At 37.0% G+C, this 16163-nt stretch carries 18 protein-coding genes; 17 read left to right on the top strand and 1 reads right to left on the bottom strand.

Annotated features, from left to right (window positions below; genetic code table 11):
• The first annotated feature begins 22 nt into the window (after nucleotides 1–22).
• The 13 genes from CIB29_RS05375 (at nucleotide 23) to mgsA (ending at nucleotide 10862) form a co-directional block, all read left to right on the top strand.
• Nucleotides 23–562, top strand: coding sequence for a Gx transporter family protein (locus tag CIB29_RS05375; RefSeq protein ID WP_242965060.1), 540 nt, complete (start codon nucleotides 23–25; stop codon nucleotides 560–562).
• Nucleotides 559–822, top strand: coding sequence for a DUF4321 domain-containing protein (locus CIB29_RS05370; protein WP_242965059.1), 264 nt, complete (start codon nucleotides 559–561; stop codon nucleotides 820–822). The genes CIB29_RS05375 and CIB29_RS05370 overlap by 4 nt, the downstream gene beginning before the upstream one ends.
• Before the next feature lie 71 nt (nucleotides 823–893).
• Nucleotides 894–1475 (top strand): Maf family protein, encoded by a 582-nt coding sequence (locus CIB29_RS05365; protein ID WP_094547522.1) that lies wholly within the window; start codon nucleotides 894–896, stop codon nucleotides 1473–1475.
• A gap of 51 nt (nucleotides 1476–1526) precedes the next feature.
• Entirely contained in the window at nucleotides 1527–2210 is a 684-nt protein-coding gene (gene radC, locus CIB29_RS05360) for a RadC family protein (RefSeq protein WP_242965058.1), read from the top strand.
• A gap of 18 nt (nucleotides 2211–2228) precedes the next feature.
• On the top strand, nucleotides 2229–3251 hold the full coding sequence (locus CIB29_RS05355) for a rod shape-determining protein (protein ID WP_094547518.1): 1023 nt from the start codon (nucleotides 2229–2231) through the stop codon (nucleotides 3249–3251).
• 11 nt (nucleotides 3252–3262) lie between these two features.
• Nucleotides 3263–4105 carry a rod shape-determining protein MreC gene (gene mreC / locus CIB29_RS05350; RefSeq protein ID WP_094547516.1) on the top strand — a complete coding sequence of 281 codons (843 nt, stop codon included), beginning with the start codon at nucleotides 3263–3265 and terminating at the stop codon, nucleotides 4103–4105.
• Between the two features lie 55 nt (nucleotides 4106–4160).
• Entirely contained in the window at nucleotides 4161–4670 is a 510-nt protein-coding gene (mreD, locus tag CIB29_RS05345; protein WP_157910214.1) for a rod shape-determining protein MreD, read from the top strand.
• A 34-nt stretch (nucleotides 4671–4704) separates the two neighbouring features.
• Nucleotides 4705–6828 carry a penicillin-binding protein 2 gene (gene mrdA / locus CIB29_RS05340; protein ID WP_094547512.1) on the top strand — a complete coding sequence of 708 codons (2124 nt, stop codon included), beginning with the start codon at nucleotides 4705–4707 and terminating at the stop codon, nucleotides 6826–6828.
• Nucleotides 6829–6987: 159 nt separating this feature from the next.
• A complete protein-coding gene (gene minC / locus CIB29_RS05335; protein ID WP_094547510.1) occupies nucleotides 6988–7632 on the top strand; it encodes a septum site-determining protein MinC in 645 nt (214 codons plus the stop codon).
• Nucleotides 7633–8205: 573 nt separating this feature from the next.
• Nucleotides 8206–9003, top strand: coding sequence for a septum site-determining protein MinD (gene minD / locus CIB29_RS05330; protein WP_094547508.1), 798 nt, complete (start codon nucleotides 8206–8208; stop codon nucleotides 9001–9003).
• A gap of 28 nt (nucleotides 9004–9031) precedes the next feature.
• Nucleotides 9032–9301 carry a cell division topological specificity factor MinE gene (gene minE / locus CIB29_RS05325; protein WP_094547666.1) on the top strand — a complete coding sequence of 90 codons (270 nt, stop codon included), beginning with the start codon at nucleotides 9032–9034 and terminating at the stop codon, nucleotides 9299–9301.
• A gap of 18 nt (nucleotides 9302–9319) precedes the next feature.
• Nucleotides 9320–10441: a rod shape-determining protein RodA gene (gene rodA / locus CIB29_RS05320; protein WP_094547506.1), complete on the top strand. Its 1122-nt coding sequence runs from the start codon at nucleotides 9320–9322 to the stop codon at nucleotides 10439–10441.
• Nucleotides 10442–10451: 10 nt separating this feature from the next.
• Nucleotides 10452–10862 carry a methylglyoxal synthase gene (gene mgsA / locus CIB29_RS05315; protein ID WP_094547504.1) on the top strand — a complete coding sequence of 137 codons (411 nt, stop codon included), beginning with the start codon at nucleotides 10452–10454 and terminating at the stop codon, nucleotides 10860–10862.
• Nucleotides 10863–10891: 29 nt separating this feature from the next.
• Here mgsA and CIB29_RS05310 read toward each other — a convergent pair whose 3' ends face one another.
• Nucleotides 10892–11152: a YkuS family protein gene (locus tag CIB29_RS05310; protein ID WP_157910213.1), complete on the bottom strand. Its 261-nt coding sequence runs from the start codon at nucleotides 11150–11152 to the stop codon at nucleotides 10892–10894.
• A 192-nt stretch (nucleotides 11153–11344) separates the two neighbouring features.
• Here CIB29_RS05310 and CIB29_RS05305 point away from each other — a divergent pair, with 192 nt between their 5' ends.
• From CIB29_RS05305 to CIB29_RS05290, 4 genes are all read left to right on the top strand, one after another.
• The gene (locus CIB29_RS05305) at nucleotides 11345–12277 is read left to right on the top strand and encodes a M23 family metallopeptidase (RefSeq protein WP_094547500.1); all 933 of its coding nucleotides are present in this window, start codon (nucleotides 11345–11347) and stop codon (nucleotides 12275–12277) included.
• 160 nt (nucleotides 12278–12437) lie between these two features.
• Nucleotides 12438–13490 carry a M50 family metallopeptidase gene (locus CIB29_RS05300; RefSeq protein ID WP_094547498.1) on the top strand — a complete coding sequence of 351 codons (1053 nt, stop codon included), beginning with the start codon at nucleotides 12438–12440 and terminating at the stop codon, nucleotides 13488–13490.
• A 139-nt stretch (nucleotides 13491–13629) separates the two neighbouring features.
• A complete protein-coding gene (locus CIB29_RS05295; RefSeq protein WP_094547496.1) occupies nucleotides 13630–15471 on the top strand; it encodes a TIGR03960 family B12-binding radical SAM protein in 1842 nt (613 codons plus the stop codon).
• Nucleotides 15464–16138 (top strand): TIGR03936 family radical SAM-associated protein, encoded by a 675-nt coding sequence (locus CIB29_RS05290; protein ID WP_157910212.1) that lies wholly within the window; start codon nucleotides 15464–15466, stop codon nucleotides 16136–16138. Before CIB29_RS05295 ends, CIB29_RS05290 begins: the two co-directional genes overlap by 8 nt.
• The last annotated feature ends 25 nt before the right edge of the window (nucleotides 16139–16163 follow it).

Genomic DNA, 16163 nt, shown 5'->3' with positions numbered 1-16163 from the left:
CTCATAAAAGAGGTTGAAGATTTTGAAAAATACAAATACATTTAAAAATGTCTATGTTGCTATGCTCGTAGCTATTGGTCTTGTTTTACATATAATTGAATCAAACATACCGATACCGGTCAGTTTACCCGGTGCCAAATTAGGATTGGCTAATATTGCTTCTCTTTTAACTGTTGTAATCTACGGACCTGTAACAGCTTTGATTGTTTCTGCAGTTAGAGCGCTTTTAGGCGGTTTTCTGGCCGGCGGGATTTCTTCCATACCGTACAGCTTGAATGGTGCACTTTTTAGTACAATAATAATGTGGCTGGCATTTAAAAGGCTATTTCCGAAATTAAGTCTTATTGGAGTGAGTGTTTTAGGTGCAGCTGCACATAACATTGCACAGATATTTACCGCTTCAGTGATACTTAGCAACTTTGGCCTTTTTACTTATCTTCCGGTATTACTGGTCATTGGTACAGTAACAGGCTATTTTATTGGTCTGGTGGCTAACCTTACAATAAAGACACTGAAAATTAATATTGCAAAACAACAAAAAGATGGAGGAAAGTTGTTATGATGAAACGTGAGAGAAATATATGGTTGCTCTTGCTATTGCTTTTGGTAGGTGTTGTAATAGGTGGGTTTTTGGGTGAGTTTTTAAGCCGGTACCCATACCTTAGCTTTTTAAGTTATGGTAAACAATTTGGTATTAGCCTGGACAAGCCTTTTTTACTCGATTTACATATTCTTAAATTGTCTTTTGCACTAATTTTCAATATTAATATTGCAAGTATTATAGGAATTATTCTTTCTGTAGTAATTTTTAGCAAACTATAATCATGTATTTAACAAGATGTGAATGTAAATAATGATATTGACTGAGTATAAGTAAAAATAAGGTGAATCTTATGACAAAAATTATACTTGCTTCTGCTTCGCCGCGAAGACAGGAACTTTTAAAGCAAATTGGTCTGGAATTTGAAGTTATGCCCAGTAAGGTTGAAGAAGAGATAAATGATAATCAGTGTCCTGAACAGTTGGTACAGCAACTGTCATATTCTAAAGCTAAGGATATTGCTGATAAGATGGCGTATCCATGTATAGTGATTGGTGCAGATACAATTGTTGTCTACAAAAATAATATATTAGGAAAACCTAGGAGTAATGAAGAAGCATATACCATGTTGAAAATGTTAAATGGAGATATACATTATGTATTTACTGGTTTTACAATAATAAGAACCGACAATGGTAAAGTTGTTACTGAATATGAAAAGACTTTAGTTAAATTTAAAGAAATGTCAGATGAAGAGATCACGGGGTATGTTAACACAAAAGAGCCAATGGACAAGGCTGGCGCTTATGGCATCCAGGGTTTAGGAAGTCTGTTGGTTGAAAAAATAGAAGGAGACTACTTCAACGTAGTTGGTCTTCCATTAGCGAAGTTAGCAACAATCCTTAGTAAGGAGTTTGACATTAAGATTTTGTAAAATCATTTCTTTTCTTTGCGGGGTGACAGCATGGAACGACAGGAATATCGAATGAGAATCAAAGACTTGCCAACAGAAGAACGACCCTATGAAAAACTTGAAAATTATGGAGCAGAAGTGTTATCAAATGCTGAGCTGATGGCAATAATTATTAGGACTGGAACGAAGACGGAAACTTCGGTTGAAGTTGCTCAGCGAATACTTAAAGAGTATTCAAATGACAAAGGGCTAACGTTTTTACATGAAATTTCTCTTGATGAACTAAAAAAGATTAATGGAATAGGAAGAGTAAAAGCGATTCAGCTAAAAGCAGTTATAGAATTAGGAAAGCGCATGGCATCATTCAGGAATGAAAATAGGGTGAGGATAAGTTCACCTGCAGACGTTAGCAGATATGTTATGGAAGAAATGAGATACCTGAAACAGGAGCATTTTAAAGTTATTATGCTCAATGTAAAAAATCGTGTCTTAAAACAGGTTGATGTCAGTATAGGAACGTTAAATGCGTCACTTGTTCATCCAAGGGATGTTTTTAGCGAACCTATCAGAAATAAATGTGCTTCAATTATTTTGGTGCATAACCATCCCAGTGGTGACCCTTCTCCCAGTCAGGAAGATATAGAAGTAACCAAAAGGATTGTGGAGTCGGGAAAAATATTAGGTATAGATGTTTTAGACCATATCATTATAGGAGATGGAAAATATATTAGCTTAAAAGAAAAAGGATATATGTAGTACGAAGGGAGAAAAGTTATGGGATTATTTTCAAAAGATATAGGTATAGATTTAGGTACAGCAAACACGCTGGTACATGTAAAAAACAAAGGAATCGTAGTTAGAGAGCCGTCTGTAGTAGCAATGAATAAGCATACAGGGGAAGTGTTAGCTGTTGGGGATGAAGCAAAAAACATGATTGGCAGGACACCGGGAAATATTACAGCTATACGTCCTATGAAGGATGGGGTTATTGCAGATTTTGATATCACTCAAAGTATGCTCAAGTATTTTATTCGAAAGGTATTTTCAGGGCCCAGCCTGTTTAAACCAAGGGTAGTAGTATGTGTACCATCCGGTGTTACCGAGGTTGAAAAGAGGGCAGTTGAGGAAGCTACTATTCAAGCCGGGGCAAGGGAGGTTTATCTTATTGAAGAGCCAATGGCAGCAGCTATTGGTGCAAATCTTCCGGTAGATGAACCTACAGGAAGTATGGTAGTAGACATTGGCGGCGGGACAAGCGAAGTGGCAATTATCTCTCTGGGTGGCATTGTTACCAGCAAATCACTTCGAATAGCCGGTGACGAGTTGGATGAAGCTATTATTCATTATGTTAAAAAGGAATATAACCTGATGATTGGGGAAAGGACGGCAGAAGAAATAAAAATACAGATTGGCTGTGCCTATCCTAAAGAAAAAGAGGAGACCTTAGAAGTTAGGGGCAGGGATTTAATTACAGGCTTGCCCAAACATTTGACATTAACATCTGCAGAAATTATGGAAGCATTAAAGGAACCGGTTCATGCAATTGTAGATGCAATAAAATTTACCCTTGAAAAGACTCCGCCGGAGCTTGCTGCCGACGTAATGGACAGGGGTATTATGCTTACCGGAGGCGGAGCATTACTTAGTGGACTTGACAGGCTTATCCATGAGGAAACCGGTATGCCTGTGAATGTTGCCGAACGTCCTTTGGATTGTGTTGCATTAGGTACAGGAAAGGTTCTGGACGAGATTCACACGCTGAAGAAAGTTTTAATAACACCTAAGAAAGTTAAATAGTAGGTGATCAAATGCCTTATTTTTTAAGAAACAAGTATATTATCGCTTTGATTTTAATTACATTAGTTATTTTTGTCCTGATGGCGATGTCAGTCACTGGCAGGTCAAACGCCACTTTTGTTGAAGATATGGTCGGAGTGATTGTCTCGCCAATTCAAAAAGTTTTTTTTAGCATAGGCAAAAATATTGAAAATTCTATACAATTTATTGCTGAAATAAAAACATTAAAACAGCAAAATGAAAAGTTACTTGCAGAAATTGACGAATTAAAGGAAACAAACAGAAAATTGCAGGATTTAAAAGCTGAGAATGAAAGATTAAGAGAAATGTTAGGTCTTAAAGAAAGATTTGACAAGTTTGAAATTATTGGTGCCCAAATTATCGCTAAGGAACCGGGGAATTGGTTCAGCGTTTTTACAATTGATAAGGGCACTAATGACGGTCTTGAAAAAAATTCTGCTGTAATTACCAGTAAGGGGCTGGTTGGGCACATATATGATGTTGGTATAAATCGTGCTAAAGTAATATCTATTATTGATAGCAACAGTTCAGTAAGTGGACTAATGGTTAGGACCAGAGATATAGCCGTAGTGAAAGGAGATTTGGCTCTCCAAAAAGAAGGGTTGTGTAAGATGAGCTATATCTCCAAAGATGCAGATGTTATAAAAGAGGATTTAATTGAAACGTCTGGATTGGGAGGTATTTACCCTAAAGGATTACTTATCGGTAAAATCAAAGAAATTAAACAAGAACCGCATGAGATCTCAAAATACGCGATTGTTGAACCGGCGGTGGATTTTAAACGGCTGGAGCAAGTTTTTGTTATTAAGAATACAGGTGCAGTTTCAGAATAATATTAAGTCCGATATGTGTTTGAATATATCTAATTAGTTAAAAAGGGGTATACAAGTGAGAGCGTTTATTATAGGTTTAATACTTGTTTTGGCATTTGTAATACAATCAACCATACTGCATTATATTGAAATTTTTGGTATTAAGCCTAATTTAATTGTTATGGTGACCATTTATTTTGCACTCATGCAAGGCAGTGTGGAAGGAGCCGTGGTTGGCCTTTTGGGAGGTATTTTATTAGATATCCTGGTAGGAAGGGTTTTTGGCCTTTATTCATTAATAGGTATGTACACCGGTATTTTTGCGGGTCACTTTAACAAAAGATTTTTTAAGGAAAATTATCTTGTAGCCCTGTTGTTTACATTTATTTTTAGTTTTTTGTATGAACTTATTTTTTACTTGTTAAATTATTTTATTTGGGGAGAAACAAGAATAATATATGTTTTGCAAAATATTATTATACCTGAAGCATTATACAATTGTATTTTGGCAATTCCGGTATATATTTTAATTATAAAGATTAATAGATGGTTGGAAAAAAAGGAAAGAATGTCTAGAAAATATTGATATAAGGTGGTCTGTAGCAAAGGTGAGATGATATATGGTTTGGGAAAAAGCAAAGAATAGATATTTTATTATGAGTATCCTGATTATAATGATAGGACTTTCTTTTATTTACAGGCTTTTACAGCTTCAAATCGTGCACGGACAGGAATATAAAGAACTATCGGAGCGACGATTATTAAAATCGGTATCAATAAAAGCGCCCCGTGGTGAAATATTTGACCGGTATGGGAGACCACTGGCGACTAACCGTATGGGATTTTCTATTCAAATTCATAAGACTGATATACCCATACAAAAATTTAATGATATTCTTTTAAATGTAATAAAAATTATAGAAATGAATGGAGATTCATATGTTGATACCCTCCCTATATCGCTTCCGCCTTTTGAATTTCTGTTTTCTGATTCTGGTGATATTAAGAAAGAACAAAAGGAACAAAAATGGAAAGAAAGTAAAAAATTCGACCAGGATGCTACCGCTGCCCAGGTTATTGAAAAATTAAAAGAAAAATATAAAATTACGAATGACTATAGCGAAGCTGATATCAGAAAAATTATCGGAGTCCGCTATGAAATGGAGACAAGAGGGTTTGGTATTAATGCCCCTTTTACCATTGCTACTGATGTTAGCTCTAATACAGTGATGCAGTTGGAAGAACGCCATCTGGAATTTTCAGGTGTAAATATTGTTACAGAGCCTATCCGGCATTATGTAAACGGAGATATGGCAGCCCACATTCTTGGACGGGTAGGTATTATTTATGAAGAAGAATATAATAAATATAAAGAAGAATATGAAAAGACGAAAGATGAAACAAAACGCTATGGAATGAATGATATACTTGGCAAAGAAGGCATGGAAAAGATTCTGGAACCATACTTAAAAGGAAAAGATGGTATAAGCAGTATCGAACAAAACGTAGAAGGGAAGCTTACACAGGTGTTAAACAGCAAGCCGCCTGTTCCCGGTAATAATGCCATACTTACTATTGATGCCGAATTGCAAAAGGTAGCCGAAAGGTCTCTTCGTGATACCATTCAAAAGATCCGTGAAGATGCAATTGAAGAAATACGCAAGAACCCAGGAAGGAGCAATATAGGCGAAGATGCAAGCAGTGGCGCGGTGGTTGCGATGGACGTCAACACCGGGGAAATATTAGCCATGGCCACATATCCCACTTATGACCCTTCACAGTTTAATGAGAATTATTTAAAATTATTGAAGGACCCGTTAAAGCCGATGCTCAACAGGGCGATCAGCGGAGCTTATCCTCCCGCTTCCACCTTTAAGATGCTCACCGCTATTGCAGCTTTGGAAGAGAACATTATTACTCCTGAGACCAGGATATTAGATAGAGGAGTATACGATTATTATAAAGGTGATCCCAAAAGGTGCTGGATTTACCAGGCCAGGTACGGTTACCGCACGCACGGTTATGAAAATGTATCGGATGCATTGAGAGATTCGTGCAACTACTTCTTTTTTGAGGTTGGACGTCAGCTCACGATACAAAGGTTATATGAATATGGTAAAAAATTTGGTCTGGGAGAATTGACCGGAATAGAACTGCCGGGTGAAAGCAGGGGAATATTCGCCGGGCCGGAGTATAGAAAACTGACATCAAAAGAACCATGGTGGCCTGGTGAAACGCTGAGTGCGTCCATAGGGCAGATGCATATATTTACCCCTATTCAGCTGGTAAGTTATGTAAGCACCCTGGCAAACGGTGGAACCAGGTATAAAGCACATCTGATAAAGCGGGTAAAATCCTATAGTGATGGTAAAAAAATCAAGGAAGTAGAACCTGAAATTATTAGTGAAGTAAAAACTAATCCCAAGAATTTAAGGGCAGTTCTGGAGGGGATGAGAAATGTAACCCAGGAGGACGGAACAGCAAGCCATGTTTTTAAAGATTTCCCGATAACAGTTGCCGGCAAAACAGGAACAGCTGAGCTGGGTGAAGGAAGAGGTTCTAATAATGGAGTGTTTGTAGGTTTTGCACCTTATGAGAATCCTCAAATTGCAGTAGCGGTCGTTATTGAGCATGGAAGAAGCGGTGGTAATACCGCTCCGGTTGCAAGAGAAATCTTTGCACAATATTTAGGTTTGAATACGCCTAAGGATGATTATCTTCCTGTCAATCAATTGGTGCAATGAGAGGGCATTTAATATATTTGAAGAATATGATTAACAGGCTCTAAGCCTTTCCGCAACGTTCCTTCCATAATATTCTTCAAATAAAGAATATGCGCCTGTTCAATGATCATTAGAATAACTATAAACTGTAGGCTTTTTTAATAATCAGGAGGCTGTTGCATGAGTCAGGAATCAGTAATTTTTAAAGGAAGTAAAAACGGTATAATAGTACTTTTAGATAATCAGCAACCATTTGAGGAGATTATTAATCATATTAAACAAAAGTTCATAAACGCTGGAACATTTTTTTCCGGAACAAAATTAAACATTGCTTTTAAGGGAAGGAATCTAGCTGACTTGGAAAAACAACAACTTTCACATATCGTTACAGATATCATTGGAAATGATGTGAATATAGGGTTTGAAATTGAAGAGGAAATAGACAGGCTAAGGTATGAAGGTTTTAATGGCACGGATGAGGGAATAGCAAAATTTCACAAAGGTACTGTCAGGTCAGGACAGCGTCTAAGTGCCGAAGGCAACCTGGTTATTATAGGGGATGTGAATCCGGGTGCTGAAGTTATTGCAGCCGGCAACATCGTTGTAATGGGTTCACTTAGGGGGATTGTCCATGCCGGATGTACCGGGAACAGGCAAGCAATTATAGTTGCATTCAATTTGCAACCTACGCAACTAAGAATTGCAGATATCATTACCCGTTCCCCTGATGATGAGATTGGTACGCGTGAAATAGTACCGGAAATTGCATATATAAAAGAGGATAAAATATATATTGATTCATATTTGCCTAAGAAAAGTGTGTGATTTTGGGTTATATAATATTAACTGCCACTCCGGGCTAACCTATCATAAAAGTAGATGGTTTGAAATTCATGTTAGAGTGATAAAAAATTGTTTACTTTTATGCCCTTTATGCTATAATATAAGTGAAGGTAATCGGTACCGCATGGTGCGGTTGCCCAAAGTAGAGTTATAAAGTAATTATAACCACTCTGGTGTCAGCAGGGTGGTTATTTCTTTCTGAATTTCAGAATTGCTATAACGAACATTCCGAACATTGTATGCATTCATTCATCATAGGCAACCACCTCCCTTCACGGGAAAGTGGCAACCACATCCTGCTTAATTCCGCTTACCTCGTCCATATAATATCATAAAAATAGAGATATCTGCAATATAAAAAAGACACACACTAGATAAAAAGTTCTATAGACGTTTTTGATTTGTTATGTTATAGTATAATTGATAATTTATAATCAATTTATAATTAATTTACATGAGCATTGCTCACAAATAATCATCATAATAGTTCACAGTTCACTGTATGGTTAACAGATAAAAGAACTGGTTTGGTAGGTAGATTAGGGGGAACTTATAATGGGTGAGGTTATTGTAATTACGTCCGGCAAAGGCGGCGTGGGAAAGACGACCAGTACGGCCAATATTGGTACCGGGCTGGCACTTTCAGGTAAAAAAGTCGTTTTGGTTGATACTGACATTGGATTAAGGAATCTTGATGTAGTTATGGGACTGGAAAATAGAATAGTTTATGACCTGGTTGATGTTGTTGATGGAGTATGCAGGCTCAAGCAGGCACTTATTAAAGATAAGAGGTACGAGGGGTTATATCTGCTCCCCGCAGCACAAACAAAGGACAAGACTGCTGTAAATCCTGAACAGATGTTAAACCTGTGTAATGAGCTTAAAAAAGAATTTGATTATATACTAATAGACTGTCCGGCAGGAATAGAACAAGGCTTCAAAAATGCAATTGCAGGAGCTGACAGGGCAATTGTTGTAACGACCCCGGAAGTTTCTGCTGTTAGAGATGCCGATAGAATTATAGGGCTGCTGGAAGCTCATGAACTAAGAAATCCTCTTTTACTTATCAACAGGATCAGGATTGAAATGGTGAAAAAAGGAGATATGATGACCATTGATGATATTATAGATATCCTTGCAATTGATTTAATAGGTGTTGTCCCTGATGATGAAAATATTATTATTTCTACAAACAGGGGCGAACCGGTAGTAAGTGATATTAAATCCAGGGCTGGACAAGCATATCGAAACATTACTAAAAGAATCATGGGAGAACAAGTCCCCATTATGGACCTTGATATAGAAAAAGGTTTTATGGATAAACTTAAAAAGCTTTTTGGAATGAAAGCTTAGGATAGGGGGAAAGGATGTGTTAGATCTTATGAAGTTGTTTAGCCGTGGTAATAGCTCTAAAGATATAGCCAGGGATAGATTAAAACTGGTCCTGATTCATGATAGGGCCAATGTTTCCCCACAATTTTTAGAAATGCTAAAAAGTGAAATCATGAAAGTCATATCAAACTATATAGAAATTCAGGATGATGAGTTGGATATCCAGGTGACAAGAACAAAGAGTGACGAAGGGGATAGGGTGGTTCCTGCATTAGTAGCAAATATCCCTATCAAAAACATGAAAAGTGTAGGAAAATAGAAAGTTTTTGGTGAAAGAATGTTTGATAAAAAATTACTCAGAAATTTGGATACCATTACTATCATTATTGTGGTAATATTAGTATCAGTAGGCATAGTAGCTATAAGTAGTGCTACCCATGTGCATGAAACAGGGGATTATTGGGCAGTTAAAAGGCAAATTATGTGGTTTGTCGCAGGGTTAATTGCCATGGTGGTCGTTATGAGCATAGACTATAATACCCTGGGAAATTTAAGTGTGTATATGTATTTTTTTAGCCTGTTGCTTTTAGTTGCAGTCCTTATACCCGGGGTTGGAGTAGTAAGAAATGGAGCAAGAAGCTGGTTTGATATCAAAGTTTCTTTAATTCAACCGGCTGAATTTATAAAAATTATCATGATCATTACTTTTTCAAAGCACATTGAAAAAATTAAAGAAAGTAACGAAAGTGATATAAATAGCATAAAAAATCTATGTACTCTGGTTGCTCATATGGCACTACCAATTTTTCTGATTTTGAAACAGCCAGACTGGGGGACAGCGGCGGTTTTTATTGGTATAATGATTGTTATACTTTTTATTGCCGGCATAAGTTATAAATATATTGTAGCAGCTTTTGCTACCTCAGCCGCAGTTTTGCCTTTGCTGTTTTTCTTCGTTATGAAAGAATACCAAAGAGAGCGGTTATTGGTTTTTTGGGACCCAAACCGTGACCCGCTGGGAAGAGGTTATCACGTTATTCAGTCAAAGATAGCTATAGGTTCGGGCCAGTTGTATGGGAAAGGGCTGTTCCATGGTACCCAGACACATCTGGGGTATTTGCCCGAACAGCATACAGATTTTATTTTTTCCGTTATAGGTGAAGAGTTGGGTTTTATATGGTCCAGCATTATAATTATACTTTTCGTTATACTTTTATTAAGATTTTTATACCTTGCCACTCTTGCCAAGGAAGATTTTGGGTCTTATATCATTATAGGGATTACTGCAATGATATTTTTTCATATTTTAATTAATATCGGAATGACAATGGGGTTAGCACCGGTTACCGGTATTCCCTTACCTTTTATAAGTTATGGAGGCAGTTCACTGCTTACCAATATGATGGCAATAGGTCTGGTATTAAATGTAGCTATGCGAAGACAGAAAATCAACTTTTAGGAGGGATATAATGAATATTGCATTAATTGCTCATGATAAAAAGAAAGAATTAATGGTGCAATTTTGCATTGCTTACAAAGGTATATTGGCAAAACATTCTCTTTTTGCTACAGGGACAACCGGAGGTTTAGTGATTGAGGCAACAGGGCTTAAGGTGCACCGTTTCCTTTCAGGGCCTCAAGGGGGCGATCAACAGATTGGTGCCAGGATTGCATATAATGAAATTGACCTGGTATTGTTTTTTAGGGATCCGCTCACTGCACAGCCTCATGAACCAGATGTGAATGCTTTACTTAGGCTTTGTGACGTCCATAATATACCGCTGGCGACCAATGTAGCAACTGCAGAAGTGCTGGTTAGAGGTCTTGAAAGAGGAGACCTTGATTGGAGAGATATCGTAAATCCAAAAAATAAAAAATAATTTGGTCGGTTGACCAAATTATTTTTTTGTCATCTTGTTCTTTGCTTAATCTGATTTTCTACTTCTGCCGGAGTGAGTCCGGAAGCATCTATGATCACTGCATCAGTTTTTGTATCTTCCATACCCAGGAAATCATCACTCATACCGGTAACTACAATTGCATCAAATTGATTATAATTTGTAGAATCTTTTCTCATCCCATGGCTGAGGTTTATCACATCGTAACCTTTTTCATTTAAGTAATCCCTAATAGGAGTCAATGCAGGTTCAATTCCTATTCTCTTACCCAAAATAATCACCTCCACGTACTTTCCTTATTAGTATTTTAAAATTTACCGCGATATATTCATTAAAATTTTTTGAACTGTCCAATGAAAATTTTCATCATGTCATTGGGAGCGCAGCATCGCAATTTCCTACCCACTTTTGTAATATTTTCATCCAACCCCTAATATAATGTAATAATCGGGGGTGGTAAAGACATGGAAAGTACCTACAGAAAAAGGCGTTATGGAAGATACAATTATCATGCAAAAAACAAAAAAAACAGAAGTCAAGAGGAGTTCGTAGAAAACGTTATAAAACAGGTTATAGCGTGCTGTGTAATTTTCTTGCTTATTTTTGGGCTGAAAAATATCAACTCGCCTATCACAAATTTGATAATCAGCCATATTAAATCTGCCTTATCCTATACATTAGACTTTAACAGTACATACAAAAGTGTAGCAACTTTTACAGAGAACCTGGGAATAATAAACCGAAAAAGTGGTGAAGTGAAAAAAAACACAAATGTTACAACAGGACCAGATGGCCCACAACAAGATATAAAAATAGATTCCCAAAACCAGGATAGCAATAATTTAATCAAAATAGATGGAACGGATTCAAACGGGATAAACAATATTTCGGATAATAAACCGGAAAAACTGGACAATAAATTAATGCTGGATTTTCAAGAAGAACCTACAGTTGAAGTAGAAAAAGCGGATGTAAAGATTAAACAGAAAATGGTTCCACCGCTTAATGGAGTGATTACTTCAAAGTTTGGAATGCGCAAACATCCTTTGTATCAGAAAGATCTTTTCCATTATGGCATAGATATTGACGGGAAAAAAGGTGAGAATATTGTTGCTGCGATGGATGGAGAAGTAGTAGAGACAGGATACGATGATACCTATGGTAAATATATAAAACTAAAACATCAGGATGATATATATACGTTTTATGCACATTGTAATGAAATTATGGTCAAGAAAGGCCAGCAGGTAAAAATAAAAGATGTGATTGCCAAGGTAGGGGATTCGGGTGTAGTGCTGGGAGAGCATTTGCACTTTGAGATATGGAACAAGGATAAGGTTTTAGATCCCATGAAATACATTAAACTGCCATTAGATCCTAATATGGCGGATGGTTGAATTTTATTATTTTTGTGCTGTATTGCGGCACGCTTTCATCATTTTTTATGCTGGCGCAGTCCGGCGTGGCAGTTAATATAAAAATAGTAGGGAGTGAACAGTGGGGAGTGGGGAGTAAAACCGAAACCACAGAAAAAGTCCGGTTTAGCAGGAAGAAGGGATGCGACTTGGGGACGGTTCGTCTGTCGAATGCGCTTTTCATGCGACTGAGGAACCGTCCCCATGTCGAAGCCCTGAGCAATCAAGCATATTTTCATCATTATTTGTGCCGGGTGTGCCCGGCGTGGCAGTTAATATGACTTTGAGTCCGAATCTTAACGGGGAGGTGAACCGGTGCATTAAGAATTCGTCCAAATATTTTTATATTCACCCGTTATTTTATTTTGTTTTAATTGTAGCGATTTTTACTCAAAATCTAAAGAAAGTAGCTATTTTATATATGATAGCAGTCATACACGAACTTTTTCATTTAATTATAGCCCGTAATTTTAAAATTAAAATTGAATGTGTAAAAGTCATGCCTTTTGGTATTACACTTAAAATTAAAGATAATTATATTCCCAAGCCAGAGCATGAAATAATCGTCGCAATTGCAGGGCCTTTTTCAAATGCACTAATGATGTTTATTGCATTTTTTGTAAAAATATATTATTTGTTGGATACAGATGATATAACTTTTTTTATTTTTGCGAATATTGTCATCGGGGTCATCAATCTTATACCAGTACTACCCCTGGATGGAGGTAGAATTCTAAAAGCAATATTGACAATTCAGTGGGGATTTATCAAGGCTTTCAACTTTACGCTCAAGGTTACTAAAATTATTAGCTTTTTCCTTTTTATATTAGGGATATACATGCTGTATCTTACCAGGTTCAACTTTTCCCTGCTGCTTATAGCGGCTTTTCTGATTTTTAATATAGCAAATGAACGGCAAAACAATAATTTGATGGTGATGAAAGAAATTGTGTATTACAAGGAGAAACTTCTAAAAGAAGGGATCTTTAAGGCTAAGAATATCGTCGTTATATATAATCTTCCTGCACAAAAGCTTTTAAAGAATTTCAGCTATAATCATTTTCATCTAGTGACAGTCATTGATAGCAAAATGAATATTATCGGTACGTTAACAGAGGCTCAGATCATAGAAGGTTTGGTTGATTTGGGTTGTGAAGTAAAAGTTGAAGAAATATTGCTGAACAATAGATTGTAATCTGTATTGCTAAAGTAGTGAAATTTGGATAATATAATAGTGGGGAGTGAATAGTGGGGAGTGGGGAGAAACGAAGTTTTTTACTCCCCCACTTTCCACCATTCACTCCTCACTAATGCAAAGGAGGATTACAATTTAAATGTCACAAAAGATAGATGACAGAATATTAAGTAATGTACAAAAGCCAACAAGGTACATAGGGAATGAATGGAATAGTATACATAAAGATCCTAAGCAGGTAGATATTCGATTTGCTTTTTGCTTTCCTGACGTATATGAAGTAGGTATGTCCCATTTGGGAATGAAAATATTATATCATATGCTAAATGACAGGGATGATGTTTATTGTGAAAGAGTCTTTGCCCCATGGGTTGATATGGAGGAAAAGATGAGAGAAAACAACATCCCTTTATTCGCTTTGGAGAGCGGAGATGCGATAGTTAATTTTGATTTTGTAGGTTTTACACTGCAGTATGAGATGAGCTACAGCAATATTCTGAATATGTTGGACCTTGCAGGTATTCCTTTTCTTTCCACTGAAAGGGAGGAACACCATCCTTTTGTATGTGCAGGAGGACCTTGTGCCTATAATCCGGAGCCTCTTGCTGAAATTATAGATTTTTTTATGATGGGAGAGGGCGAAGAAGTATTAAATGAAGTAATGGATGTTTATCTGCAATGGAAGCGTTCTAAAGGCACCAGAATAGAGTTTCTGGATATGGTAAGTCAAATAGAAGGGGTATATGTTCCACAATTCTACAATGTTATTTATAATACTGATGGGACAATAAATAAAATAGAAAGAGCAGCAGAAAAATATCCCGGGAAAATACGCAAGAGAATTATAAAAGACCTGGATAATGCCTATTTTCCCGAAAAAATAATTGTCCCTTTTATGGAAATTGTCCATGATAGAATTATGCTTGAAATATTCCGTGGATGTACGAGGGGATGCCGTTTCTGTCAGGCAGGGATGATATACCGGCCGGTAAGGGAAAGGACCCCGGAAAGATTATTACAAATCGCACAAGCTTTACAAAAAAGTACCGGTTATGAAGAAATCTCCCTTTCATCGCTCAGCACCAGCGATTATAGAGCTTTAGAGGACTTAACCCAACAGTTGATTGAGATGACGGAGAAGGAGAAAATAAATTTATCTCTTCCATCCCTGCGGATCGATTCCTTTTCCCTTGATTTAATGGAGAAAGTACAAAAAGTTAGGAAGAGCGGCTTAACTTTTGCCCCTGAAGCCGGAACACAGAGAATACGGGATGTGATAAACAAAGGAGTAACTGAAGAGGACCTTATAAAATCTGTTACGCTTGCTTTTGAAGGCGGATGGAATAACGTTAAATTGTACTTTATGATTGGATTACCGACTGAAACTATGGAAGATGTTGAAGGAATTGCAGATTTGGCCCATAAAGTAGTAAATGCCTATTATTCTGTACCAAAAGAAAAACGCAATAAAGGATTAAATGTTACTATCAGTACGTCTTCTTTTGTACCCAAGGCTTTTACACCTTTTCAATGGCAGGCGCAGGATACTATTGAACAGTTGAAAGAAAAACAAATGCATCTTAAAAGCAGAATAAAGAGTAAACAAATAACTTATAATTGGCATGAATCTCATGTGAGTTTCCTGGAAGGTGTATTTGCACGGGGCGACAGGAAGTTATCCAAGGTTTTAATCCAGGCGCACAAAAAAGGATGTAAGTTTGACGGATGGAATGAACACTTTAAGTTTGAAAAATGGATGGAAGCTTTTGAGGAATGTGAAATCGATCCGCTTTTCTATACTTCAAGGACCAGAGAGTATAGTGAGGTGCTCCCATGGGATCATATAGATGTTGGGGTTACTAAAAAGTTTTTGATAAAAGAAGCTGAAAAAGCCTTAAAGGGAGAAACTACGCCCCATTGCAGGCAAAATTGTACCGGATGCGGTGTAACTATATTTGGAGGGGGTGTATGTGTTGAGTAGGGTTAGATTAAAGTACACAAGGGAAGAACCGGTGAAATATATTTCCCACCTGGATCTATTAAGAACTTTTAACAGGGCTATTAAAAGGGCCGGAATTCCTATTGTTTATTCACAAGGCTTTAACCCGCACCCGATAATATCCTTTGGACTACCTTTGCCAGTAGGGGTTACAAGTGAGTCAGAATACATGGATATAGAATTAGAGGCTGACATGGATCCTCAAAATATAATTGAGCAATTAAATAAAGCATTGCCTGGTGGTATACGTATTACTAAAGCAGTTCAACTGGGCGATAGGGCAGATAAGATAGCGAGTGTTATAGCGCTGGCCGATTATAGGGTTATGGTTGATTTAAAGAAAAGGATGAATGTCAGCTTTTCGGAGCAAATAAACAAGCTGTTGGAATCTGATGAAATTTTAATAGAAAAACAGGGAAAGAAAGATGTGAAACTAGTTAATATACGGAAAGATATACATCATTTAAGAGTTGAACAGGAGAATGGGGATCATATTGTGCTTGGCATGAGATTAAGTGCAGGAAGTTCGTCTAATTTAAAGCCGGAGTTGGTTGTACAGGCTTTAGAAAAGTATATTCCTGATTTTGAAGTTGACTTTGTTAAAATTCACCGTATGCGATTATTGCTTGAAAACGGCCTTGAAATATAGATAGGGGTGCGTTGCAGGAGGAATA

Origin of the sequence: Petroclostridium xylanilyticum (assembly GCF_002252565.1) — a bacterium.
GTDB classification, from domain to species: Bacteria; Bacillota; Clostridia; order SK-Y3; family SK-Y3; genus Petroclostridium; species Petroclostridium xylanilyticum.
This window is presented reverse-complemented; position numbering and strand designations above follow the sequence as displayed.